This is a genomic window from Polyangium mundeleinium (assembly GCF_028369105.1).
GTDB lineage: Bacteria > Myxococcota_A > Polyangia > Polyangiales > Polyangiaceae > Polyangium > Polyangium mundeleinium.
This window is the reverse complement of the sequence record NZ_JAQNDO010000001.1, coordinates 5823807-5847312: the sequence shown is the minus strand read 5'-3', so window position 1 is coordinate 5847312 and position 23506 is coordinate 5823807. Positions and strand designations below refer to the sequence as shown.

Sequence of the window (23506 nt, the reverse complement as noted above, 5' to 3'; positions counted from 1 at the left end):
AGGGCGTGCGCGCTTTCCCGGGCAAGATGGCCGAAGTGCGGTACTCTCGGCCGCTGTGCGACGCGTCGTCGTGCTTCCAGAACGCGGCAAGCTCATCGTCGCCACGGACCTGCAGGGTCACGTGGACGACTTCGAGCGTATTGCTGCCATTTTCGAACGCGCCGCCCGCGAGCCGGACGGGGCCGTCCTGGTCGTCACGGGCGACCTGGTACATGGGCCCGAGCTCGCCGAGATGGATTGGCCCGACTACCTCGGCAGCTACTACGAAGGCGACTCGCCGGAGGTGCTCGAACGAGCGCGGGACTTGCAAAACAGGTACCCGGGGCGTGTTCACTATCTGCTCGGCAATCACGAGCACGCGCACGTGGGCGGCCCGATCGTCGCGAAGTTCTTCCCGGACGAAGCGATGCGGCTCGAGGAGCTGCTCGGTGACGAGGGCACGCTGGCGATGCGCACCTGGTTCCGAACATGGCCGTTCGTCGCGGTGGCCCCGAAGGCACAGCTCGTCATGCTGCATGCGGCGCCGCACGCGCGCATCCAGAGCCGCGACGATCTCGAGAACCTGTCGCTCGACGGGTGTACGGGCCTGACGCTCGAAGAGATGGCCGCCCGCGGGACGCTCGGCGCATTGCTTTGGGCTCGGACGACCTCGTCCGAGCGCGCCTGGGCCTTCCTGCGCGCCATCCATCCGAACGCGCGCGTCGCCGTGTACGGCCATGACGTCGCGCGGACGGGCTACGCGATCGATCGTGAGCCGATGCTCTGCGTGTCGACGAGCTTCGGCTGCTTCGATGGGGACAAGATGTATCTGGAGTGGGATCTCGCGGAGGCCGCGGCGAACGCCGAGGATGTGGCCCGCCGAGGCCTCCGGCTCTTGCACCCGGGGGCCCCAGCGGTTCACCGGGTCGCGTTCTAGCCCTTCGCCGGCGCCGGCGTGGCGCCACGCGGCGGGGGGCCGGCTGCGGGCGAGCGCTTGTTCCACACGTACGCGCCCACCGCGAGCGCGAGGAGAATGAGCTGCGCGGTGATCGTCTCCAGCGTCGGGTAGAAGCCGACGACGGGCACGCTCGGCAGGCCGACGCGGTGCGCCGGCACGACGCCCGCCATCTGCAACGCCGAGAGGCCCTGGCCGATGAACACGACCGCGAGACCGTAAAGCAGGTAGCTCGAGATGCGGAAGAAGACCTGCGGCGGCGCGAAACGTCCGGCCCGGGTGTACGCCGAGACGATGATCACGAGCACGACCGCGCCGACGGCGGCGCCCACGACGGCCGCGAGCGACGAGGCGTCGGATGCGAGCAGGGCCTGGTAGAAGAGGACGGTCTCGAACGCCTCGCGGTAGGCCGCGAGGAACGAGACGCCGAAGAGCGAGAGCGCCGCCTTGCGGGGCGAGATGTGCTCCTTGAGGAAGCGCATCCAGCGCTGGACCTCGCGCTTCGCGAGCAGCGAGTAGCTCACGTAGAAGAGCACGGCCGTCGCGAGCAGGGCCGTGATGCCCTCGATGAGCTCGCGCTTCGCGCCCGAGATCGTGACGAGCCGGAGTGAGAGGAGGAACGTGAGCATGCCGAGGACGATCGCCACGGCCCACCCCGCGTGGACGTAGCGCTTCTTGTCCGCGTGGCCCGCCTGCGCCGCGAGGCCGAGCAGCGCCGCGACGAGCAGTGCAGCCTCGACGCCCTCGCGCACGACGATGCCGCCGCTCGAGATCGCCGTGGACACGAAGCTCGTCCGCTTCGCACCTTCCTTGAGCCGCGACTCGGCCGCCGTGAGCTCCGCGAGCGTGCGGCTGATCGAAGCGTTGAGCTCGGCCGGCGTCTCGCCGCGATCGAGCGCGGCGCGTAGGCCCATGTAGTGATCCTCGATCCGCGCCACGACGCCGGCGTCCATCGACTTGAGCTGCGCCTCGACCGGCTCGACGCCTTCGAGGTAGCTGTCGATGATCTGCCCCTTCGCGCCCTCGCGATCGCCGCGCTGCAGCGCGACGCGCGCCCGATCGAGCTTCGCCCGCGCGAGCGCGAGCGGCGAGCGGGCCGCGCGATCCTCGTACGGCGCGCGCTTGCGAAGGTCCGCGAGCGTCGCGGACACACGATCCTGCGGGATACCCGCGGAGAGCAGCTCCTCGCGCAGCGACGCATCCGGGCGGGTCGCGAGCTCCCCGAGCGCGTACGTCGGCGATCCGTCCGCGGGCGCCTCCGTGTGGCGCAGCGAGACGACATAAAACGCGACGTCCCACCGCTCGGCCTCGCTGAGCTGCGAAAACGGCACCATCGCGGTGCCCTGCACGCCGAAGCGCACCGTGCTCGCGACGCGGAAGGGCGTCATGCCGTCCGCCACGTCCGGATCCCAGAAGTTCGCGGGCCGCGGGTTCAGCGTCGCGGCCTTCGGCGTGTCGCCGCGGCCTTGCTCGCCATGACACTCGGTGCAGTGCTTCTGAAAGATCGCACGGCCTCGCTCGGCGTTCGGGGCCGCCGCGGGCGCCTCTGCGAGACGAAACGCGCCGAGGATCGCCGTGCGCGCATCGAGCGTCGCTGCCGTCACCTCGCTCGCGGGCGCCTTCTTGTCGACGAGCGTGCGCACCTTGCCGACGAGCGAAGGCAGATCCACGCGCGGCGCGTCAGCGGGCAGCGCGGGCTGGATCCTCCCGGCGATCTTCGCACCGTCGTCGAGGAGCGAGAGCTGCTCGTCGTACTCGCCCTGGTTCGTGATCGCGCCGTGGTCCACGGCCCCGCCGTAGTCCGCGCCCACGTAGCCGAGCACGTGCACGAGGCGCTGCGCTTCGACCTCGGGCGGATCGCCGTAGTCCGCCCTCGCGAGGGGCGCGGTCACGAGCACCAGCGCCGCCGCGAGCAGCGCCACGAGCGACCGGAGACGGGCGAAGATGACAATCATGTTCAACAAGAGTACCGAAACCGTGAAACGTTGCAAGGGCTGGATCAGAAGTGATCCAAGGACCCGAAAAACGTTTTTCCGGGATCGATCATGGGAAAACCCCCGCCGAGTGCAAGCACCATCGCGATCGCCGTGGGGCGGTTTCTTGCGACGAACGGTTCGCCTTCGAGGGGCGGAGGCAGCCAGCTCGCGACGTGCGCGGCGCCCTCGGTGAACGCGATCCGTCGGAGGGCGCCGAGGATGTCGTCCCGCGGGATCCCGGGCGCGGCCCACTCGTCGACCCACAACGTGCGGGGCGGCGGTTCGGCGCCGTCGTCGCGGTTGCCGCCGTGGAGTGCGGCGAGCACATAACCGACGTCGCGCCCGTCCCGGCGCAGGATCCAGCCGAGATCGCCGTGGTTGCGGAAGCGGAAGTACCGCAGGATCTCGAGCGTGCGCGCGGGCCGCACGAACGACGGATCCCAGGACGCGTCGTACGTGTCGAGCATCCAGCGCTCGTCCTCGGGCGTGGAAGGACGCACGTCGAGCGACGTTTCCGCGGGGAGCGCAGAGGTGGTCGTCGTGTGCTCGAGCGCGGGCAACGCGACGAAGCCGAGCCGCTCGTAGAAACCGGGATCGATGTCCGAAAAAAGAAGCGCGAGCGCGACGCCGTTCGCGCGCGCTTCTTCGAGCACGGCGCGAAGAAGCTCGCTCGCGGCGCCGGTCCCGCGCGCTTCGGGCCGCGTGAAGACCGCGCCGATGCCCACGCCCGGGGCCTTGCCGCCGCCAGGAACGCTCACGGACAGGCCGTACCGCTTGATGCCTGCGACGAGCCGCCCCGTGTCGTCGAGCAGGCCCGTGTACCGCAGGATCGCAGGCCCGGCGCGGCGAAGTTGCGCGCGCTGGGCCTCGATGTACGCGTCGACCGAACGGCCGCCCGACCAGATCACGTGCGTCTGCCGCGCCGCTTCAGCGACGAGCGCATCATCGAGCTGAGGTACGTAGATGCGGCTCACGACGACGCGACCTCCCGGCGAATCTCCTCGGCGACGGCGAGCGTGCCGCGCTCGATCTCGTCGTCCGTGAGGTAAGGCGCGGGGCCGATCCGCACGAGTTCGCCGCGCGAGTCGACGAAGATCCCGCGCGCGCGGAGCCGCTCGACGACCCGCCCAGCACCAGGAGATCGTACGGCAACAAAAGCTCCGCGCCGCTCGTCCACGCGTGACGATGCCACGTGCTCGGCGATCCCCGCCGCGTCGAGCGTCGCGAGGATGCTGCGTGTTTGCCGCAGCGAGATCGCGCGGAGAGCCGGAACGTCGAGCCCGAACGCGTCCCAGTGCCGGAGCACGGCGTCGGCGCGATAGACCGGCGTGGCATCAAACGTCGCGCCCGAGAACCGCGCGCCGCCCGGCCCGTACCCCACGGTCTCCGTGCGCTCGCCTTCGAGCGCCGAAAAATGCGCGAACCAGCCGGTGTCCGCCGGCCGAAGGTTTGTCGTTGCAGGGAACCGCAAGAAGCAGATCCCCTCCCCGAGCTGCGCGTACTTGTAGCCGCCGGCCGTCACGAAGAGCGCGTCCTTCGCAGGTCCCCACGCGATCGGCACCACGTTGAACCCGTGGTACGCATCGACGAGCGGGACAGCGCCGACCTCCACCGCCCGCGCCGCGATCTCGCCGATCCGCGGCACGACGAACGCGTCCTCGAAGAGCACGGCCGAGAGCGCGACGAGGCTCGTGCCGGGCACGATCGCTTCGAGGAAACGATCCACGAGGCTCTCGCGATCCGCCGTGTCGACCCACGTGACGCGCAGGCCGTCCTCCGCGAGCCGCGATAGTTGGCGGTGCAACGAATGAAACTCCGACCGCGTCGTGACCACGCGCGGCGCCGAGGCGAGCGGGAAACACGAGAGCAATCGCGTGACGAGCTCGTGCGTGCTCTTGCCGAAGGCGATCGCGTCCCCCTCGTCGAAGCCGAGCCGCCCGAGGATCCGGCGCCCGACGGACTCCATCTTCGGGAAGACCGCGCGGGACCACTTGTCGTCCACGAACCGCGCGGCGTCGTCGAACGCCTCGATCATCGCCGCGCGCGACACATCGGGCCACGCCTGGTGCGAGTGGCCCGTGAGCAGCACGCGATCGCCCGTCAAGAACCGGCCGTACGCGGCCCGAAACGCGCCGAGATCCAGCGCCCGCCCCGCCTCGTCGCTCATGCGCCTGCCTCCTCGATCACTTCGCGCCGGGCCGCGAATACGACACGGTCACGCTCGTGTCGACCGAGGTGTTTTGTTTCTCGGTCTTGCCGCCCGCGCTGATCTGCACCTCGAGCGTCATCGCGCTCTTCACGGTCATCGAGCCGCCCGTCGGCGCGACGTCCGTCGTGTCGAGCACGCTCGTGCCGCTGCCCTGCGACTTGAACGCGACGAGCCGCGCCGACGCGCCCGGGGGCATGCCCGGCGGCGTCACCGTGTCCTTCGCCGCGAGCTGTTTCACCGCGACGTCCAGCGTGAGCACGTCGCCCTTGCGCTCCTTCAAGGTGAACGTCGAGACCTGCAGGAGATCCGCGCCGTTCGCCGTGAGCCGGCCGAGGACCTCCCACTTCGCGCCTGCGCCCACGGCCTCGTCCGGCAGCGGCGCCATCATCGACTCGATCGACTGCGTCATGCCCGTCATCATCTGCTGCGCCGCCTGCGGCACGGCCTTCGGCATGCTCATGGTCACGTCGTGGACGCGGCCCTTCTCGTCGACGAAGTACCGCATCCCGAGCCCCTTGATCGGCTCGAGCTGCGGACGCAGCGCCTCGGCGATCTTGTCCTGCCCTGCCCCCTGCGACTCGACCGCGACGTCCTTCAACGTGCCCTCGATCGGCCAGTCGTTCCCCTTCTTGTCGCCGGTCGAGAAGTCGAACGTCATGACCATGCGCGGCATCTTCGTGGGCGGCAGGTTCATGCCCGCCGCGCTCATCGCCATCTCGAGCGCCATGCCCATGCGCAGCGGCTTCGACGTGCCCTTCACGAGCGCGTAGGACGCAGCCGATCGCGGCTCGCCGCCCGCCACGAGCAGCCGCACGACCGGCCGGCCGCCCGTCGGGACGAGTTTGTCCGCGACGCCCTTGGGCAAGATCCCGTTCGGCGCGTCGGGCACCGAGGTCTTCGCGGCCACGTCGGCCGCGGGCTTCGTATCGCCCTTCGGCGCCGCCGCCTTCGCTTCTTCCTTTGGCTCCGACTTCGCCTTCTCGTCGGCCTTGGGCTCGTCCTTCGGCGCCTCCGCCTTCGCCTCCTCCTCGGGCTTCGGCGCCTCCTCGGGCTTCGCTTCAGCCTCGGCCTTCGGCTCGGCTTTCGCCTCGGGCTTCAGCGCGTCCGCCTTCGCCTTTGCCTCGTCGACCTTCTCCGGCGCGGGCACCGGCGGGGTGTCCTTGGATTCACACGCGACGAGCGAAAAAGCGAGCAGGCCGGCGAGCGGCAACCCCAGGAGTGACCTCGACATCACGAAACACCCTCCACAGCCGGCCCGACCGAACTCCGGCGGCGGCCGAGCCTGCTTTATCCCACTTCCAGGCGCGCTTCCACTTTGCCCACGCGCGGCGAACCCGCGTGGATCGTGACGCCCCCGTGCCCACGCACGATCCACCGAACGCGCCCGCGCCGCGGACCACCGCCCGTCCGTGGAAACCCGGGCGAGCTCATCGGATCCACCGCGCCCCAGCCTTCGAGGTGCCCCACCACCGCTTCGCGATCGCCCGACACGAGCGTCACGCCCTCACCGACCGAGATCTGCGCGCGCACCACGTCGTTCCAGGGCAGGTTCTTCGCCGACGAGAGCACGAACGTGGGCAGGAAGCCGAGGTTCTCGACGACGGCCGAGATCTCCCAGAGATCACCTTCGATCCGCGTGGCCCGCGCGTCCACGAGCCGCGGTCGGGGCGAAAGCGAAGCGAGGCGCAGGAAAAAGCGTGACTGCCGTTCGCAGAGCTCGCCGAGCCGATCCAGCGGCGGGTTCCAGATGCCCACGCGCGGATCGTGCCCGCCGATCTCGACGGCCCGAGCTGCGGGTGCACGAACGGCCGCCACGCGCCGATGATCCGCTTCTGGTTGTGCTCCCGATCCCACGCGGCCATGCGAAGCGTGTCCTCCCGCGTGCGCCGCTCGTAGTTCCAGACGAACGGGCGAAGCACGGGCAGACCGACCTGCTTCCAGAAGTCCCACAACTCGCACACCATCGAGACCGCGCCGCGCTGCGTGTAGGCGTAGGCGCTGAGGTCACCGCAGAGGGGCTTGTCGGGTTCGTAGAGGAACTCCTCGAAGCCGCTCACCATGGGGTAGCCGGTGACGTCCTCGGCCCACTGCGCGAGCGTCCGGTAGAGCGTGAGATCCGTGGGATCCATGCGGCTATCGGGCTTCTCCCCCGACGGACGGATGTACACGCCGCCGAAGCAGTGCAGGTTCACCCACGCGAAGATGTTCGGGTGCTTCGAGGTGAACGCGACGACCGCGCGCGACTCGGGCTCACTCGTGGCGTACGCGCCCGCGCCCTTCTGGTGCGGCTCCGGCGCCCAGCCGTAGGGAAAGTTGCGGTTCATGTCGACCGCGTTGTCCGAGAGGTAGTCCGGCGCCGGGATCAAAAAACCGTCCCAGTGCTCGATCGTGCCCTCGGGATAGACCGCGTAAAACGGCCCCTCGTCCTCGATGCGGCGCGGGAGCATGAGGTCCGGATCCTCCGGCGAACCGACGAAATCCCCGGCCGGATCGAGCCGCCGCATCGAGAGCGCGAGCCCGTCGCCGTCGACGTCCCCGATCTTCCAGAACGGCGCGCCCCGGCCGAGCCGATCGTCGCGCGGGTTCGATCGCACATAACCGCCCGTGCAGAGCACGCTCTCCGCGCCGTCCGGGCACATGCGCGGCAGCACGTAAAACACCACGTCCTGCCGCAAGAGCGCCCCCAGGTGCGCGGGCAGATCGTGCAAGGCTTCGGTCGGACAAACCAGGTTCCGGATCACGTCTTCGGCGATGGCGAGGGCCACGCTCGACCCGGCGAGCTCGACCGCGTGCATGTTGCCGTCCACCCACGCGGCCGGCCCATCGCCGTCCGGATCACGCCCGATCGCGAGCAGCCAGATGTCGCGCCCCTCCAGCGTCTTGCCGAGGCTCTGGAGCCGCACGATCTCCGGAAACCCTTCCGCCCAGGCCCGCACCTGCCGCGTGAGCTCGTCGTACGTCACGTACCTCGCGCGAAACCCCACCGACATCGCTTCGAGCTGCGCCCGCGCCTCGCCCAGATCCTTCGACATGTCTGCACCCTCGCAAACGGAGGGCCCCCTCGCAAGCGCGCGCGAAATCCTGCCCCACGAGAAGAAGATGGTAAAAACGTTGCCCACGCCCGTCGTTCCAGGGAATGATCGAAGGCTAGAGGCACATCCTTGCGCGCGCGCGCCGAATTCCTCGACGGACTGCTCGAGCTCCACAGGTACGAAGATCGCAGCGCGCGCCGCAGCGTCTTCCGGCAGAGCATCGCCTCGCTCGCGATCGAGGCCTCGCTCGACGGCCCCCCGCCGCTCGACGGCCTGTCCGCCGAGGCCCTGCTCGCGGGCATCCGCGTCGCGCTCGCCGACGGGCTCTTCGACGACCTCGGCTGGCTCGCGCCCGCGGCCGCCGCCGTCGCGCTCTACGAGATCACCGGCGCCCTCCCCCTCGGCCCGGAGCGGCGCGAGATCGGCCGCCGTGTCCTCGCCCAGCTCTATGACGGCAGCGCCGCCACGTTCGTCGCGCTCGCCACGCGCATGGCCCTCGGCAGCGCCCGCGCCCTCGCCGGTGCGCCCGTGCGCGCGCGGATCGCCCTCGCCTTGCAGCTCCCAAGCAGCGTCGATGTCCCCGTCGATCCGCTCGCGCTCGCGCTCGTCTCGCGCCGCGACCTCGCCCGCGACTGGGTCGGCACCGCGTCCACCGGCTCGCTGCCCGAGCGCCGCCTCGCCGCGCGCCTGCTCGAACGCGCCGCCCGCGAAGCCGTGCGCCGCGCGAGCCAGGGCGACGACGACGCCTTGCGCCTCTTCCGCGGCCTCAGCGCCGACGCGCCCGCCTCATCGAGCCGCGCCACCGCGCCCGACGTCGTCCTCGAGGCCTACCACCTGCTCCTCGCCGATCGCGAGACGCTCGTCTGGCGCCACGTCGCCGCCGCGCGTGGCCTGCTCTCCGGCGCGCTCCCCGAGCTCGAGCGCGAGATCCGCAAACACCTCGCGCCGAACCTCACGCCCACCGAGTGGCGCCGCGCCGCGACCTCGCTCGTCGCGAGCATCGCGGTCGACCCCGAGAACAACCTCGCCACGAGCCGCGATCTCCTCGCCTCGGGCCTGCTGCGCGAAGATCCCGGCCTCGCCATCGCCATGGTCTGGGGCCTGCCCCGCGCCGCCGACGCCGAGCCCGAGGCCGCCGAAGCGCTGCTCGAAACCATCACCGCGGCCCACCCGATCGCCGTCGCCGACAGCGTCGCCGATCTCCGCCTGGAGCTCGGCCCCGCGTTCGGCACGCGCGCCCGCGCCGCGTGTGTACAAGCCCTCGCCGTGAGCCTCGCCGCCCCGCAGACCGACGACGGCCTCACGGCCCTCGGCCAGAGCATTCTTCGCGACCTCGAAGGACGCGAGCCCTCCGAGCTCGGCGCCACCGTCCGCAGCGCCGTCGACACGTTCGTCGAAGGAGGCTCACGCGAGGCCCACGCCCGCGCCCTCGCTGCCCTCGACCTCGCCGCGAGCACGCTCGACGCCCTCGACGCCCTCGACGCAGGCGGAAGCCCCACGCCCTCGGCGCGCGGCGGCCTCCCCGTCAAACCGAGCGCCCTGCCGCCCGGCCTGCCGCAGACGAACCTGTCCCGTCGCGCCGCGGCTCGCCTCGTCCGCGAGCTCGATTCGAACCTGTACGAGTCCGGCGCGCTGCGCAGCCTGCTCTTGCTCGAACGACGTGGCTCCGGCACCGACGGCGCCGCGCAAGGCCTCGACACGCTCGACGATCGCATCACGCGCTGGCTGCTCCGCGTCGAGGCGCAATCCCCGCCCGAGGGCACGCCCCCGCACGCCACGTTTCACCAGCGGAACCTCCGCGCCCTGCTCCACGTCGTCGACGGCGAGAGCACCGACGGCGACGGCGATGGCGACGCCACCCCGCGGCCGCGGCAAGCGCCGCCTGCTCGACACGTGCGACGTGCTCTCGAAGCGCCTCACCGCCGAGCCTGGCTCTCCCCTCCGCCGCGCCGTCGTCGCCACCGTCGCCCGCGCCTTCGACGCGCTCGTGCGCACCCACGCCGCCGACGCGGCCGACGTCCTGCTCTTCGCGTGCATGCGGAGCGGCGATCCCGAGACACTCGCGATCCTCGCCGAGGCGAGCGTCCACCCCGACGTCCGCCAGCTCCTCGCCTGCCACTCCCGCTTCACCGACGCGATCAACGCTGCCGCGACCGAGCGCGGCGCCGAGGAGCGCATGGACGCTGCCCTCGCCGCGCTCGAAGCCCTCGTCACCGAGCTCCCGCAGGGCGCCTCGCAGCGCACCGAGGCCTTGCGCACCGCCCTCGCCCGCCTCGCCCGTGGACTCGACGCCGTCCGCGCCGCGCGCGCCCTCGCGCCGCTCGCCGAGTCCGCCACGAAGGAAGGGTCTCCCCTCGTCTCCCTCGAAGACGCGCTCGTCGCGCTCGCGCGCCTCACGGCCTCCGCGCGACGCCGCTTCGGCGACGGCGAGAGCGACGAGGCCCCGCACTCCACGCTCCTCGGCGCCCACGCCCTCGCGCTCGCGGCCGGCATGGCCCGCGAAGGCGGCGCCACGCCCGAGCTCCAGGGCGCCATCGAAAAACTCGTCGAGGCCGCCCGCGCCTCCGTCCCGGCCCCGCTCGCCGTCCTCGCCTCGCTCGTCCTGCCGCGCCTCTGCATCCTGCCCGGCCAGCGCGCCGGCGGCGCCGCGAGCGAGCCCGACGACCTGCCCACGACCGATCTCCCCCTGCCCGCGTGGCTCCCGCCGCGCCGCACCATCGGCGGCTACTTCGTCCACCGCAGGCTCGGCGGCGGCGCGGTCGGCACGGTCTTCGTCGTCACGCGCGCCGAGGAGCGGCACGACCCGAACGCCGAGCGTTTTGCCCTCAAAGTACCCGACTACGACGCCACGGCCGCGCGCAGCGTCTCCGAGGCCGAGTTCTTGAAGCTCTTCCGCGACGAGGCCGGCGCGCTGCTCTCGCTGCCCGATCATCCGAACCTGACGCGCTTCGTCACGTTCGACGCCGGCGCGCGGCCGAAGCCAATCCTCGTGATGGAGCTCATCGAGGGCGTGCGCGCCGACCAGCTCATCGACAGCCGGAGCCTCACGATCCAGACGGCGCTCGCCCTGCTCGACGGCGTGCTCGCGGGCCTCGAAGCGATGCACTCGGTCCGCATCGGCCACCTCGACGTCAAGCCCTCGAACATCATCCTCCGCGGCGGCAAGGGTCCGGTGCTCGTCGACTTCGGCCTCGCCGGCCGGCACATCCGGCCTGGCTGCGCCACCGCGAACTACGGCGCGCCCGAGGTATGGGACGTCGTGCCCGAGGGCGCGACCGCGACGCCGCTCACGGCCGACATCTACAGCTTCGGCTGCCTCGCCTACGAGGCGCTCACCGGCGACACGCTCTTCGACGGGCCGAGCGACGTCGCGCTGATCTCGGCGCACCTGACGCACGACGGCCTGCCCCCGAAGATCCGCCGCCTCTCGCAGGGCCGGCTCGCCTCGGTGGGCATGTTCCTGTTCCAGTGCCTGCGCCACAACCCGGAGCAACGCATGACGGCCACGTCCCTGCGCGCCGAGCTCCGCCGCATCGCCCCCGAAATCCTGCGCCTCCGCTGGCCGATCGCGGACTAAGCGAAGGAGAGCACGTCCTCGACCGGCTTCCGGAGCGACCGCGCCGTCGGCGGCTCCGCCTTCGAGAGCCGGAACAGGAGGATCTCCGCGTGCCCCGCGGGCACGTCGAACACCCGCAAGAACTGCTGCCGGAGCTCGCCGAGCCGCTCGCGCACCTTCGGCTCGAGCCCCTTGCCGCCGCCCCGTTCGAGCCGCGCGAAGAGGTACAACATCGCCGACCACGGCTGGATCGCGATCCCTCGCGCCGTCGCCTCCAGCCACACGCGCTCGAGCGCCCGCCCGCCCTCGAAATACGAGCGCGACGCCGTGCCCGGAAACACCACGAGCCCGACCGCGGACGACGACCCGAGCGAGCGCCGCGCCGACTTCACGAGCGCGCCGCCGCCGCCCATCTTCGCCGCGAACTCCACGGCCTTCCATGTGGTCGCGAGCCGCACCGCCGCGAGATCGGAGGCCGCCACGTCGAGCGTGAGCACGTCGAGCCCGTCGCGCGTCCGCAGGATCTCCTCCTCGGTCCAGCGCAGCTCCGCGCCCATCTCCTCGTTGTGCTTGCGCGACAGGAACATCATCCGATCGGCCTGCCCGAGGATCTCCCCCACCTCGGCGATCGCCGCCCGATCGGTCACGAGCAGGAGCTTGCCCCCGCGCGCCTCCGCCGCCTCCACGAGCCCCGCCGCCGCCCGATCCGAGAGCGGCGCCCCCGTGCCGAGCTTGCGGTTCGTGCAGCGCGCGCCGAGCACCGCGCAGAGCGGATCCACCGCGTACGACGCGTCGTCCACGCGGAACACCACGTCACACGCCGCGAGCGGATCCCTCGCCTCCGGAGCCAGGGCGACCTCGGCCGACAGGCCCATCGCGGGCGCGGCGAGGACCATGTTCTCCACGGCCGCGCCGAGCGCCACGAAGCTCGCCGCGTGCTGATAATCGTTCAGCGTCCGCCCACCGTCCGGCGACACCTTGCACCGCACCCGCCCGCCCTTCGCGACGAACCTCCACGGCTGCGCGTTTCCGCCCGACGGCGCGAGCACGCCGAACCCTACGAGCCTGCGCACGTCCTCCCGCGTCACCGTGCGCTTGTCGGCTGGCCGCGCGAGCGGCGGCGCCTCCGGCGGCGGCAGCGGCTTCCGTGCGAACGCCTCCTCCAGCGCCGCGTCGACCTGCACCTCCGCCTCGCGCCCGTCCTTCACGATGGCGTCGAGGTCCACGAAGTACCGCCCCGATCGCGTCAACTCGCCGAGGAGCACACGCCGCGCCGCGTCGGTCGACACCGCGCCGCCGAGCATCGTCCCCGAGGCGAGCTGCGGCCACGACGTCGTCGTCTCCTCGACCTCGAGCAGCGATGCCCCGAGCCGACCCTTGAGCGCGTCCGGGCCGAGGATCCGGAGCACGATGGCCACCTTCTGCGCCTGCGTCAGCCCCTTGAGCTCCGCCGCCGAGAGCCCCCGCAGGAGCGAATGCAACACGGGCCGATCCGGCTCCCGATCGAAACGCTCGACGTCGAGCATCCCCCGATCGTTCGTCTCCATCAGCACCGGGATCCCGTGCGCCCGCGCCCGCTCGCGCAGAAACACCTTCGTATAAAGGTCGTCGCACTCCTCGATCAGGAGATCGAGCTTGCCGCCCTCGGTCAGGAACGCCTCGACGTTCTCCTCGGTGACGCCCGTTCGGCTCACCTCGACCCGCAGGAACGGGTCGATCTCCGCGATGGCGCGCGCCGCGATCACGCACTTGTGCACGCCGATCTCGTGCACCCCGGCGCGCAGGCGGTTCATGTTGGAGAGCGCGAGCTCGTCGAAGTCCGCGAGCCGGAGCAGCCCCCCCACGCCTTCGAGCGCGAGCGTCACCGCGCTCGCCTGCCCCACGGAGAGCCCCACGACGCCGATCCGCTTGTTCCGAAGCTCTGCCTGCTCGTCGGGCGTGATCTTGTATCGATTGCGCGAAAAACGCAGATCGCGGTAGTCGGCCTCGCCGAGCACGTGCACGAGCCGCCCGCTCCACGGGTAATGGACCCAGGTCCCGCGCTCCTCCGGTGGACCGTCTCCGAGCGCCGCCCGCACCGCCTCGTCGAGCGCCGCGCCGCGCAGCCTCTGCTTGGGCGAACGCGTCACGCAAAGCTCGGTGAGCTGATCGACGTACCGGTCGTGCACCTCGCGGACCTGGCCCGCGGCGACGAGCTCCTCGACCTTCCGGCGATCCCACGCATCGGCGAGCGAAAACAGCGCCGGCTGGTACGTCCCCTGGTCCACGCCCGCGGCCAGCGCCGCGAGCCGCTCGGCGAGCTTCATTCCTTCCCCTGCTTCGGCTTGTAACGACCGATGGCCGTGAGCTCGTAGACGTGCTCCAAGAACTCCGGAAGGATCTGCGCCGATATCGCCCAGCAATTGCCCGGGCCGAGATCCAGCATCTTGCAGCGCTCGATATGCTCCCCGTCCGGGTGCTCGTGCATGTACACGAAGCTCGACTTGCCCCGATTGCGATAAAACTGCCGCGCCTCGTCGATCAGCGGGACGAACGCGGCCCTGCCGCCGCGCCCGAGCTCATACAGGCGCACGCAATCGAGCAGCCGGAACAGATTCGTCCCCGTCTCGCCCGTCTCCACGATCGCCGCCGCCACGGGCACGCCCGCCCGCCGCGCCGTGAAGAACGCGCGCTCGCGCCCCATCCCCGCTTCTTTCCAGAGCCGCGCCGTCTCCCCGAGCTCCACCCGGTCCGGCACGAGATCGAGCGCGTCGAGCAGCGCGGCCGTGTGCGTCTTGCCGAGCTCGTCGAGCAGCCACGCCGTCTCGAAGGGCGCCGCGGGCCCGACGTCGAATCGCTCGCCCGAAATCGCCTCGCTCGTCCCGGCCGATTGTGCTTCGAGCAGCCGGAACGGCTGGATCGCCGCGAGCCCCTGGTCCACGTAGGGCCGCGCGAAATCGAGGTGCGCCATCGACCAGGGCACCTCGCCGTCGATGAACGCGAGCGCCCAGGTGAAGGCCGGATCGAGCTGCGGATACTCGAACGCCCGCAGATAAATGTCGCGCAGGATCTGCCGCACGTGCGCGACGCCGGGCGCCTTGCCGGGGCGCTTGGCGAGCTGGTGGACGAGCCAGCTCCCGCTGTAAATCTTGGCCACCGAGAGCGAGGCCTCGATCCCACGCTCCGAGGGCCACACGGCCTGGCAGATGATCCGCGGGGCCGCCGCCGCCCGCTCACCGAACTCGAGGAACGTCTTCTTCAGCGGCTCGAATTGATCCGGGGTTTTACCGGACAGATTGAAATATCCCGATTGCTGGAGCAGGCTCCACATCGACTCCGGCGTCTCCGACCCGCCGAGCGTCTTTTCGTGGAGCTCCTGGCTCACGAGCCGCATCCAGGGCCCCTCGTCCTTCGACGTCCGCGGCGCCACCTTGAGCCCGCACCGCGACTTCGTGCCATTGCGCGCCGGGAGCACGTACCGCACCTCGCCGTGCATGTGCAGCGGCGCCTCGTCCCCCACGCACACCTCGATGTCCGGCATCTCCAGGCCCGGGAACACGAGATCCTGGTCGGCGTCGACCTCGAAGCACAAGCCCGCAAACGAGATGTCGAGCACCGGCCGCCCGGACACGACCACCTCGGGCCATATCGGGTGCTTGAACGACGCCGTGACCGGGCGCAGCACCTTGCACCGCCGGAACCACCGATGCCGCACCCGCTCGATCCGCGTCGGCATCGGCGTCGTCACGCGCCCGTCGGCCTCGAACTCGGCCTTGTCGAGGTGAATCCGATGAATCGAGTTGTACCCGCCGAGATCCACGATGTACGGCGGCGCGCCCCAGCCGCGCGCCGATCGCCACACGAGCCGTGCTTCCTCGCGCGACTCGATCTTCTCCGCCTTGACCGGCACGTCCGCCCCCACGACGAGCCCCTCGCTGCCCGCGTGAATCAGCGCGCGCAGGATCGCCCGCACCCGGCCCGGATCGTCGATCTGCTCGCGGACGCGCGACAAACTCCGCGCGAGCTCCGCGTGCCCGACGACGTAAAGCTCCTGCAGAAGGCCGAGGATCTTCCGGCCGAGATCCTGCGTGACGCGCTCGAACTGCACGCTGACGAGCACGTTCCCCTGCGGCCCCGAAGGCTCGATGGAGACCACCACGCCCTCGACCGGGCCGACCGCGCCCTTGCCCGAGAGCATGTACGCCGTCACGCGCCCGCCGAGCCGCGGGATCAGCCCGTCGCCCGGGGAAAACCACACCGCCGAGGGCGAGAGCCGCACCACGGACGCCGGCAGGATCCAGCGCCCCTCGGTGAGCAGCGCGACCGCGCACGCCCCCTCGCGCAGCCGGTAGCCCGGCCCCGCCTCGCCGCTCACCCGCCGGAAGCGGACCGACGGCGGGCTCACCGACGGCGGGCTCTCCATGTAATCGGCCGAGCGCGGCGCCTCCGAGGGCCGCGGCGGCCGCATGTCCGACAGGCGCCGCGACGGGAACCGCACCGACGCCGGCATCTCCCCGAGCGGCTCGTCCTCGCGCATCCCGAGCGCCGAGCGCCCTTCGGCCGTCAGGCGCGGGAACCGCACCGACGCCGAGCCCTCGGAGAGCACCTCGTCGTCGCGCCCCGGCGCCCGCTCCGACGCCGACGGCGCGATCGACCGTGGGAACCGGAGCGACGGCGGCGGCTCCGCGAGCCCCTCCTCCTCGCCGCGCATGGCGAGTGGCGGCCCCGAGAGCGGCCGCGGAAACCGGAGCGACGGCGGTGGCTCGCTCAAATGCTCGTCGTCCCGCGGCGGCCCCCACGACGAATGCCGCGCCTCCGGCATTGATCGCGGAAATCGCACCGACGGCGGCGGCTCGCTCAAATGGTCTTCGTCCCGCGACGGCCCCCACGACGCGTGCCGCGCCTCCGGCATTGACCGCGGAAATCGCACCGACGGCGGCGGCTCGCTCAAATGGTCTTCGTCCCGCGGCGGGCCCCATGACGAGTGCCGCGCCTCCGGCATTGCCCGCGAAAACCGAACCGACGGCGGCGGCTCGCTCCGGCGGTCCTCGTCCAGCATATTGAGCGCCGCACGCCCGTCCGCGGTCAGCCGCGGAAAACGCACCGACGACGGTCCGTCCGACAACGGATTGACGCTTGGCGGTGTCGGCGACTCCGGCGTCGCGACGGGTCGTGGCTCACCACCTGCGGCCGGCGCCCGTTCGCTGCTCACCCTTCACCCCCTCGGGGAGCCGTCGAAGCACGGAAGCGCCGACTCTTCGCGTCAAGCAAGGTGCGATGCCTCCAGCAGTCTCACGTTCGGGCGACGAAAAGCCTCGGGCCCCAACCGCGGGTCCGACATTCGTCGTGGCCGGAGCGCGTTCCCACGCGTTCGAGCCACGGACCAACACCCGTTTTTATCGAACGGCCCCGACAGCGTCAAGACCGTCGTCACGCGCTACCGTGTAATTGTCACCACCAACCGGCCCCAGGGTTCGTCCCCTGGTCGATGGAATCTCCGCGGCGTCAGCCCTCGTCCGGCATCGTCTTCGACGGCCCCGCAGTCTTGGCCTTCTTGAGCTGCACGCGGAGCGTCTGGACCGCAGTCCTCATCGCAATGTGATAACGCGGCGGAACGTCGAGATACATGAGCGCTTGATTGATGTGATCCGGCGGGAAAGCCGCATAAGCATCGTGGTAAAACCACCGGAGCGCCGTGAGCACGCCGCGGACGAACGACGACGCGGTGACGGTCGCCACCTTCGGCTCTTTCTTGTTCGGCACGTAGCTCGGTGAGGCGCGCAGCTCATCGACGCGCATTTTCATGCGCTTGCGTTGCGAGGCCGTCGGCGCTCCCCCGTCCGTTACGATGAGAATGGACTCATACGTGTAGTGCAGCAGCCATTCGTCCCACTCCTCCTCGGTGGGCGCCATGGCGTTGTGGACGAGGACGAAGTAGTCGCCCACTTTCTGGAAGGCCATGTTCTTCATCCAGATCGCTCCAGCCGCACCGCCGCCGCAACGCTACCGATCGCTCCTCGTCTCCGGTAGCGTACAGGAGGGCCGAAAGCTTGGCAAGCAAGGGCCAAGCCCCGCGGGTTTCGCCGGACAAGACCCCACCAAAAACGTGACGCACGTGAACACGGGCCCTGGCTCACTTCTTCAGGAAGTCGACGTCCCCCTTCTTCCGCTGCTTCGTCGATGAGGGCTTGGCCTTCTTCTCGTTCTCGGTGCCCCGATCCCGAAGCTCCGGATCCACCTTCGGCTTCACGCTCGTCGGCGCCGGCTTCGGTGGCGGGGCGACTTTCTTCGGCTCCGGCGCCTTCTCCTCGATCTCGCCCTTCACATCCTTGATGTCCCGCTTGGTCGACGTGGGCACCGGCGGCGGCACCGTGAGCGCCCGCCGCGCCTGCTCGCGCGCCGCTTGCACCTCCGGCGCCTCGTCCCCCGTCGGATCGAGCTGCCTCGCCGCGTCGAGCTCTTCCACGCAAATACGGTACGACCCGCGCTCGCACCACCAGAGCGCGTCCGCCCGGAGCGCCCGCGCCCTGTCGAGCGGCGTATCCGACGGCGCCGGCACCCTATCCGGCAGCGGCAAGATCGCCTCCGGATCCTCGGCATCCTGCGCCACGCGCCACAACACCACCGCAAGGACCGCGAGCGCCGCCACGGCCGCGAGCTCCGCGAGCCACCGCTCTTTCATCCAGCGCCGCATCCGCGATACGCGTTGCCGCACGCGCGCCGCCGGGACCTGCTCCTCCTCGGCGATGCTCTCGAGCTTCTCGCCCTCGCCTTCCCGCGCCATCCACGTGAGCGTCTTTTTCGCTTCCTCGGTCGTCGGGGCCTGACGCTCGGCCCAGCGAAGGAGCGCCTCTTCCTCGACCGGCGGCGGGCCCGCCACGAGCTCGGGCGGATCCCGCACCTCCTCGCGCGCCGTGCGCCGGTGCGCGTCCGCGACCTTGTGCCGCGCGATCCCGAGCAGGTACTTGCGCAGCTCGGCGCCGTCGTCCGGGCGGTTCTTCGCGGTGAGCGCCTCGCAGAGGACCGTCTGGACGATATCGTCGGCATCCGCGGGCGAGACCCGACGGCGCACGAAATCGAGCAAGAATCGCCGCAACTCCGGATCCGCCAGCGGCTCGGAAAGCCTCGGTTCGACCATGGGCATCGGAGCGCTCATCGCCCCCTCATCGGAGAACGTACCCGGAGTGTGACGGGCGAAAAAATGTTTTTTTTCACGCGCCGCACCCGTCACGATCGCCCGGGGATCCTCGACAGCGGGGCATGAACGCCCTCTTCGCGCTCCTCCTGCTCCCCACGGTCTTCCTCCCGTCCCCGCTCCCCGGCGCGCCGGCCGGAAAACCTGGCAAGCCCACGGCCGAGGCAGCCGCGCTCATCCGCGTCGACAAGAGCGAGCACCGCCTGGAGCTCGTCGCCCAGGGCGGCCGCGTGATCAAGACCTACAAGGTCGCGCTCGGCAGCGGCGGCGCAGGCCCCAAGCGCTTCGAGGGCGACAAGGTCACGCCCGTCGGCACCTACCACGTGAAGGGCCGTTTCAAGGGCCTGTTCCATCAGTTCCTGAACGTGACCTACCCGAACGACGAGGACCGCGCGCGGTTCGCCGATCTCAAGCGCCGCGGCGAGGTGCCGCCCGGCCGCACCGTCGGCTTTGGCATCGGCATCCACGGCGTCGGCCAGCGCGACTGGAACGGCGTGCACAAGCAATCCGACTGGACCCACGGCTGCATCGCGCTCGACGACGCCGAAATCGACGAGCTCTCCCGCCTCGTCCCCGACGACACCACGCTCGTCATCACAGACTGATTCCTGTTGAGGGATCGGTTCGTCGGGCGGTATGGTCCCGACGAACCGATGACGACGGAGATGCATTACTGGCTCGTCAAGAGCGAGCCTTACAAATACTCGTTCGCCCGGCTCCTCGCCGACAAGCGAGCCGTCTGGGATGGCGTGCGCAACTACGAGGCCCGAAACAACCTGCGCGCCATGAAGAAGGGTGATCTCCTGCTCTTCTATCACTCGAACGAAGGCAAGGCCGTCGTCGGGATCGCCCGCGTCGCCCGCGAGGCCTACCCAGATCCCACCGCCGAGGGCGAAGACTGGAGCGCCATCGACGTCGAGCCCGTCATCTCCCTCAAAGCCCCCGTCGAGCTCGAAGTCATCAAGAGCGATCCGTTCCTGACCGACATCGCCCTGCTCAAGCGCTCGCGTCTCAGCGTCGTCCCCGTCTCGGCCGAGCACTTCGAACACGTGCTCGCCCTCGGAAAAACGAAGCTCCCTGTCCGAAAAACGCGCCGGACTTGACGAAAGGCCCCCCCCGGGGCGACGCTGCGCGCCGTGATCCGCCCCAGCCCGCGCTCGCGCACCGCGTTCGCCCTCGCCACGCTCCTCGCAGCCTCCCTCGCCGCCTGCTCCAACACGCAGGTCACGTCGACCGTCACAGGTGAGCCCGTCTGCGCCGATTTCACGCTCGGCGGCGCAACCAACAAGATGCGCGGCGGTCTACGCCAGCCAGTCCGGGTCACCGTGCTCGACGACAACGATCAAGTCGCGCGGGTTCTTCTCCTCGGCAAACGCGTCGAGGGAGATCCCGGCGTGCGGCTCATCCTGCCGGACAAGGACGCCGAGTACAAAGTCGAGTGGTCCCAGTGCGCCAACGAGCGCGCCTCCGTGCCCCTCCGCGCAGGCAAGACCCCCGAGCGCGAGCTGACAACCTACGAGTGCGGCGAAGCCAAGGTCTACAAGACCGACCCACTCCTCACGAAAAAGGGAGATCGCGCCTCCCACGCCCTCACCTTCCAGCCCCCGCCCACCCCAGCCTGCTGGGCCGACGAACGCCCCGCCGAAGAACCCCCGAAGCCCGCCCCCGAAGCCACCCCGCCCGCCGAACCCGCCGACGCAGGCACCGAGGACGCCGCCGTCGACGCCGCCCCCACCGACACAAGCGACGCCGGCACAGACGCAAGCGCCGCAAAGCCGACGGACAAACCGGCCGAGGCGCCGAAGGTCGAGGCACCGAAGGTCGAGGCGCCCCAGCCTGCACCTGCAGCCCCGAAGCCTGCGGTGACGAAGTAGCTCTGGAAGGCGTTGCGCTGGGGCGTTGCCCCAGGCCCCACCGGGGCTGTCCGCCCCTGGACCCGGACCAGCGCAAGCGCTGGACTCGGGGTCGATGAACTGCGCTCCGCGCAGTTCATCGAACAGCCGCTGGCAAGACTGGCGACGGGCCTGCCAGCCAAGAGCGCGGTGCTGCGGGTTCAACGGGCAACGTGCGCCCTCCGGCGCTGCAAGGTGGAGGGCGCAGCGCGCGCTCGGGGACCTGCAGCGCCGTCGAAGAGGAGACGGCCTCGCGGAGGGAGGTTTGCCGCGCCGCAGGTCGGCAACGCCAGGGCGGGTTTTTCGAGCCGCGGCGCCGCCTTTCGGGTGCAGGTGAGCGCAGATCGCCTCCTGCAGCACCGCAGGGCGGAGGACACGCCCGAGGAGCGGCCGTTCACGACGCCCAAGGTCGGCGGACGCGTTGACGGGGACCGGGTTGTGGCGCGGCAGGAGGCCCTCCGCGGGGAGGGATCGCGATCTTGCGTGGATGCAGGGCATTCGGCGGGGACCCGGGCGCGCCGCGCTGGGGCGTTGCCCCAGGCCCCACCCGGGGCTGTCCGCCCCGGGACCCGGACCAGCGAGGCGCTGGACCCAGGACGATGAACTGCGCGGTGCGCAGTTCATCGAACGGCCGCTGGCAAGACCGGCGACGAAGCTGCCAGCCAACACGGCAGCGCTGCTGGTTCAACGGGCAACGCACCCGTCGCCAGGTTGAGACGCACCTACGTGGTCTTGCCACCGGCCCGTTGGAAGAACTGCGCGGAGCGCAGTTCTTCCATCACCGGTCCAGGCCGTGCCTGGTCCGGGTCGAGGGGCGGACAGCCCCCGCGGGGTCCGGGGCAGCGCCCCGGCGCGACGCCTCCAGCTCCTCAGCCAGGCGGCGGCGTCACTGGCAGGCTTGGCTGGAGCTTTGCTGGATTGAACATTCCGGCGCGCTTGTGGTGGTTCGCGTGCATGTAAATGCCGAACCATAACCTGTTGCCGACTTTGTAATAGCCGTGGTCGAGGTTCACTGGCTTGAAGTCGCTGCTCGGCGAGAATGCGTTGTGCGTCGACCAGTTGAAGTGCACGAGGTGGAAGAAGCCTACGATCGACGCTGGGATGAACAGGAAGAAGAAGCCTACCTTCCCGAGGAACAGGTACCACGTCGTGATCAGGAGCAGGTTCGTCCCATAACTCACGTAGGCCCGCAGCCGCTCGTATCGCCGGTTTTCGGGCGTGTCGCCGTAGAGATCGAAATAAATCTGCTGGAGCTGGTGCTCCACGTTCACGATCGTATTCACCAGGAACTTGAGGTAGCTCGACTGCACGGGGTGCGGGTCCTTCGCCACGTCGTCCGAGTAGCGGTGGTGCCGCTGGTGGATCACCTCCCAGGATGCGAACCTCGTCAGCACCACCATCCCGCAGAGCTCTCCCACGAGCCGATTGATGGGCCGCGGGAAGTTGTTGTGCGTCGCGTTGTGGATGAACACGCTGCACAGGATTTGCAGGTGGCAGGCCAGCGGCAGCACGAGCCACAGGCGATGGTCCCAGGTCGGGGCGAGCCCCTGGAAACCCGTCGTCACCATGAGGGCGACCAGGGCTCCGCAGAGCACCAGGTAAAAGCCGTCGTACCACAGGTAAAAGTAGCGGTTTCGACGGAGCTGCGTGAAGGGTAAGGAGGTTAAGGTAGAGGCGAAGCTCGTCACGGCGTCTTGAACGTATCGGTTAACGCAAATCTGCCCCCCCGTCCATGATTGTCGAGTGCCCGGGACGGATGGTAGAACGCGGAGCCGTGTCCTCTTCGCTTCCAACCCGAGGCCCCTGGCTGGTGAAGCACCCGACCGAATGGCGGCAGATTGGCATCGTGGCGGCCTACCTCGGCGTCCTTGCCTCGATGGTCTTCGTGCCCGCTTGCCGGAACGTCTTGTTCCTCGCTGCGGCCTGTTATTTGAGCTTCCTCAACACGGTGGTCATCCACAACCACCTGCACCAGGGCATCTTCCAGAGCCGCCGGCTCAACATGATCTTCCGCGTCGTGCTCAGCTTCGGCGCGCTCTACCCGGCCTCTGCGAACATCCCCTCGCACAACCTCGTCCACCACCACTTCGAGGATGACGGCAAGCCCGACTGGGCCGCGCCCACGCACGTCTCCTTCAAGTGGAACCTGCTCAACCTGCTCCACTTCCCCAATGTCGCCGGCCCGAATACGTTCGCGGGCGTCTCGCGCTGGGCCCGCTACAAGGGCCGCGAGGACTTCGTGCGGCAGTACCTCGTCGAGCAGGTGGTTGCGTTTGGCCTGACCGGCGCCCTGCTCGTCTACGACGTCTGGACCACGCTTTTCTTCGTCGTCGTCCCGCAGCTCTATGGGGCCCGCTGCATCCTGCGCATCAACCTCATCCAGCACGACCGCTGCGACACCACGAGTGAATGGAACCACGCGCGGAACTTCGTCGGTCGCGCCTTCAACTGGGTGATGTGCAACAACGGCTACCACACCATCCACCACAATCGCGCCGGCTTGCACTGGTCCGCGCTCGCCGAGGCGCACCAGCGCGAGGTCGTCCCCCGCGTGGATCCGAGCCTCGACGAGCCGAGCATGGTCCTCTACCTGCTCCGGACCTACCTCTTCCGGCCCTCCCGTCCCCCGATGCGTGACGTCGCCAAGGCGGAGACGGAAGGCCCACAGATCGACCTCGCGCCGCGGGAGATCCGCCGCGCCGAAGCCGAAGCCGCGAGCGCGTAAGGAAGAGG

At 70.2% G+C, this 23506-nt stretch carries 20 protein-coding genes; 6 read left to right on the top strand and 14 right to left on the bottom strand.

Annotated features, from left to right (window positions below):
• Positions 1-70: 70 nt before the first annotated feature.
• On the top strand, positions 71-916 hold the full coding sequence (locus tag POL67_RS23270; protein ID WP_271920611.1) for a metallophosphoesterase: 846 nt from the start codon (positions 71-73) through the stop codon (positions 914-916).
• On the opposite strand, the gene POL67_RS23265 is transcribed toward POL67_RS23270, so the two are convergent.
• The 9 genes from POL67_RS23265 to POL67_RS23225 all read right to left on the bottom strand — a co-directional run bounded on the left by POL67_RS23265 (position 913) and on the right by POL67_RS23225 (position 10026).
• Entirely contained in the window at positions 913-2889 is a 1977-nt protein-coding gene (locus POL67_RS23265) for an FTR1 family protein (protein WP_271920609.1), read from the bottom strand. The genes POL67_RS23270 and POL67_RS23265 overlap by 4 nt on opposite strands.
• 44 nt (positions 2890-2933) lie before the next feature.
• A complete protein-coding gene (locus tag POL67_RS23260) occupies positions 2934-3884 on the bottom strand; it encodes a GNAT family N-acetyltransferase (protein WP_271920607.1) in 951 nt (316 codons plus the stop codon).
• Entirely contained in the window at positions 3881-5077 is a 1197-nt protein-coding gene (locus tag POL67_RS23255; protein WP_271920606.1) for a kynureninase/PvdN C-terminal domain-containing protein, read from the bottom strand. The genes POL67_RS23260 and POL67_RS23255 overlap by 4 nt, the downstream gene beginning before the upstream one ends.
• A 16-nt stretch (positions 5078-5093) precedes the next feature.
• Positions 5094-6350 (bottom strand): hypothetical protein, encoded by a 1257-nt coding sequence (locus POL67_RS23250; protein ID WP_271920604.1) that lies wholly within the window; start codon positions 6348-6350, stop codon positions 5094-5096.
• A gap of 56 nt (positions 6351-6406) precedes the next feature.
• Positions 6407-6730, bottom strand: a complete 324-nt coding sequence (locus tag POL67_RS23245) for a DUF8731 domain-containing protein (protein ID WP_506333372.1) — start codon at positions 6728-6730, stop codon at positions 6407-6409.
• Positions 6616-8151: a M14 family metallopeptidase gene (locus tag POL67_RS23240; protein ID WP_271920600.1), complete on the bottom strand. Its 1536-nt coding sequence runs from the start codon at positions 8149-8151 to the stop codon at positions 6616-6618. The genes POL67_RS23245 and POL67_RS23240 overlap by 115 nt, the downstream gene beginning before the upstream one ends.
• A 446-nt stretch (positions 8152-8597) precedes the next feature.
• A complete protein-coding gene (locus tag POL67_RS23235; RefSeq protein WP_271920597.1) occupies positions 8598-8954 on the bottom strand; it encodes a hypothetical protein in 357 nt (118 codons plus the stop codon).
• A complete protein-coding gene (locus tag POL67_RS23230; RefSeq protein WP_271920595.1) occupies positions 8938-9408 on the bottom strand; it encodes a hypothetical protein in 471 nt (156 codons plus the stop codon). The genes POL67_RS23235 and POL67_RS23230 overlap by 17 nt, the downstream gene beginning before the upstream one ends.
• 147 nt (positions 9409-9555) lie before the next feature.
• Entirely contained in the window at positions 9556-10026 is a 471-nt protein-coding gene (locus POL67_RS23225; protein WP_271920592.1) for a hypothetical protein, read from the bottom strand.
• On the opposite strand from POL67_RS23225, the gene POL67_RS23220 reads away from it, so the two are divergent.
• The gene (locus POL67_RS23220; protein ID WP_271920590.1) at positions 9998-11728 is read left to right on the top strand and encodes a serine/threonine-protein kinase; all 1731 of its coding nucleotides are present in this window, start codon (positions 9998-10000) and stop codon (positions 11726-11728) included. The two genes, POL67_RS23225 and POL67_RS23220, sit on opposite strands and share 29 nt — an antisense overlap.
• On the opposite strand, the gene POL67_RS23215 is transcribed toward POL67_RS23220, so the two are convergent.
• The 4 genes from POL67_RS23215 to POL67_RS23200 form a co-directional block, all read right to left on the bottom strand.
• Positions 11725-14013 carry an Rv1355c family protein gene (locus tag POL67_RS23215; RefSeq protein WP_271920588.1) on the bottom strand — a complete coding sequence of 763 codons (2289 nt, stop codon included), beginning with the start codon at positions 14011-14013 and terminating at the stop codon, positions 11725-11727. The genes POL67_RS23220 and POL67_RS23215 overlap by 4 nt on opposite strands.
• Positions 14010-16508: a hypothetical protein gene (locus POL67_RS23210; protein ID WP_271920586.1), complete on the bottom strand. Its 2499-nt coding sequence runs from the start codon at positions 16506-16508 to the stop codon at positions 14010-14012. Before POL67_RS23210 ends, POL67_RS23215 begins: the two co-directional genes overlap by 4 nt.
• 683 nt (positions 16509-17191) lie before the next feature.
• Positions 17192-17647 carry a hypothetical protein gene (locus POL67_RS23205; RefSeq protein WP_271920584.1) on the bottom strand — a complete coding sequence of 152 codons (456 nt, stop codon included), beginning with the start codon at positions 17645-17647 and terminating at the stop codon, positions 17192-17194.
• A 172-nt stretch (positions 17648-17819) separates the two neighbouring features.
• Positions 17820-18842, bottom strand: a complete 1023-nt coding sequence (locus POL67_RS23200) for an RNA polymerase sigma factor (protein WP_271920582.1) — start codon at positions 18840-18842, stop codon at positions 17820-17822.
• A 104-nt stretch (positions 18843-18946) separates the two neighbouring features.
• On the opposite strand from POL67_RS23200, the gene POL67_RS23195 reads away from it, so the two are divergent.
• From POL67_RS23195 to POL67_RS23185, 3 genes are read left to right on the top strand one after another with little or no spacing between them, the layout of a single operon-like run.
• Positions 18947-19486: a L,D-transpeptidase family protein gene (locus POL67_RS23195; RefSeq protein ID WP_271920580.1), complete on the top strand. Its 540-nt coding sequence runs from the start codon at positions 18947-18949 to the stop codon at positions 19484-19486.
• Between the two features lie 48 nt (positions 19487-19534).
• A complete protein-coding gene (locus tag POL67_RS23190; RefSeq protein ID WP_271920578.1) occupies positions 19535-19984 on the top strand; it encodes an EVE domain-containing protein in 450 nt (149 codons plus the stop codon).
• A gap of 33 nt (positions 19985-20017) precedes the next feature.
• Entirely contained in the window at positions 20018-20755 is a 738-nt protein-coding gene (locus tag POL67_RS23185; protein WP_271920576.1) for a hypothetical protein, read from the top strand.
• A gap of 887 nt (positions 20756-21642) precedes the next feature.
• On the opposite strand, the gene POL67_RS23180 is transcribed toward POL67_RS23185, so the two are convergent.
• A complete protein-coding gene (locus POL67_RS23180; RefSeq protein WP_271920574.1) occupies positions 21643-22461 on the bottom strand; it encodes a fatty acid desaturase in 819 nt (272 codons plus the stop codon).
• Between the two features lie 122 nt (positions 22462-22583).
• Here POL67_RS23180 and POL67_RS23175 point away from each other — a divergent pair, with 122 nt between their 5' ends.
• The gene (locus POL67_RS23175) at positions 22584-23498 is read left to right on the top strand and encodes a fatty acid desaturase (RefSeq protein ID WP_271920572.1); all 915 of its coding nucleotides are present in this window, start codon (positions 22584-22586) and stop codon (positions 23496-23498) included.
• The last annotated feature ends 8 nt before the right edge of the window (positions 23499-23506 follow it).

Bases quoted from the DNA above. Each gene is read 5' to 3' on its own strand.
- POL67_RS23265 (WP_271920609.1), bottom strand. From the start codon at position 2,889: ATGATTGTCATCTTCGCCCGTCTCCGGTCGCTCGTGGCGCTGCTCGCG.
- POL67_RS23255 (WP_271920606.1), bottom strand. From the start codon at position 5,077: ATGAGCGACGAGGCGGGGCGGGCGCTGGATCTCGGCGCGTTTCGGGCC.
- POL67_RS23250 (WP_271920604.1), bottom strand. From the start codon at position 6,350: ATGTCGAGGTCACTCCTGGGGTTGCCGCTCGCCGGCCTGCTCGCTTTT.
- POL67_RS23240 (WP_271920600.1), bottom strand. From the start codon at position 8,151: ATGTCGAAGGATCTGGGCGAGGCGCGGGCGCAGCTCGAAGCGATGTCG.
- POL67_RS23220 (WP_271920590.1), top strand. From the start codon at position 9,998: ATGGCGACGCCACCCCGCGGCCGCGGCAAGCGCCGCCTGCTCGACACG.
- POL67_RS23215 (WP_271920588.1), bottom strand. From the start codon at position 14,013: ATGAAGCTCGCCGAGCGGCTCGCGGCGCTGGCCGCGGGCGTGGACCAG.
- POL67_RS23210 (WP_271920586.1), bottom strand. From the start codon at position 16,508: ATGCCGGAGGCGCGGCATTCGTCGTGGGGGCCGCCGCGGGACGACGAG.
- POL67_RS23205 (WP_271920584.1), bottom strand. From the start codon at position 17,647: ATGGCCTTCCAGAAAGTGGGCGACTACTTCGTCCTCGTCCACAACGCC.
- POL67_RS23200 (WP_271920582.1), bottom strand. From the start codon at position 18,842: ATGAGCGCTCCGATGCCCATGGTCGAACCGAGGCTTTCCGAGCCGCTG.
- POL67_RS23195 (WP_271920580.1), top strand. From the start codon at position 18,947: ATGAACGCCCTCTTCGCGCTCCTCCTGCTCCCCACGGTCTTCCTCCCG.
- POL67_RS23190 (WP_271920578.1), top strand. From the start codon at position 19,535: ATGACGACGGAGATGCATTACTGGCTCGTCAAGAGCGAGCCTTACAAA.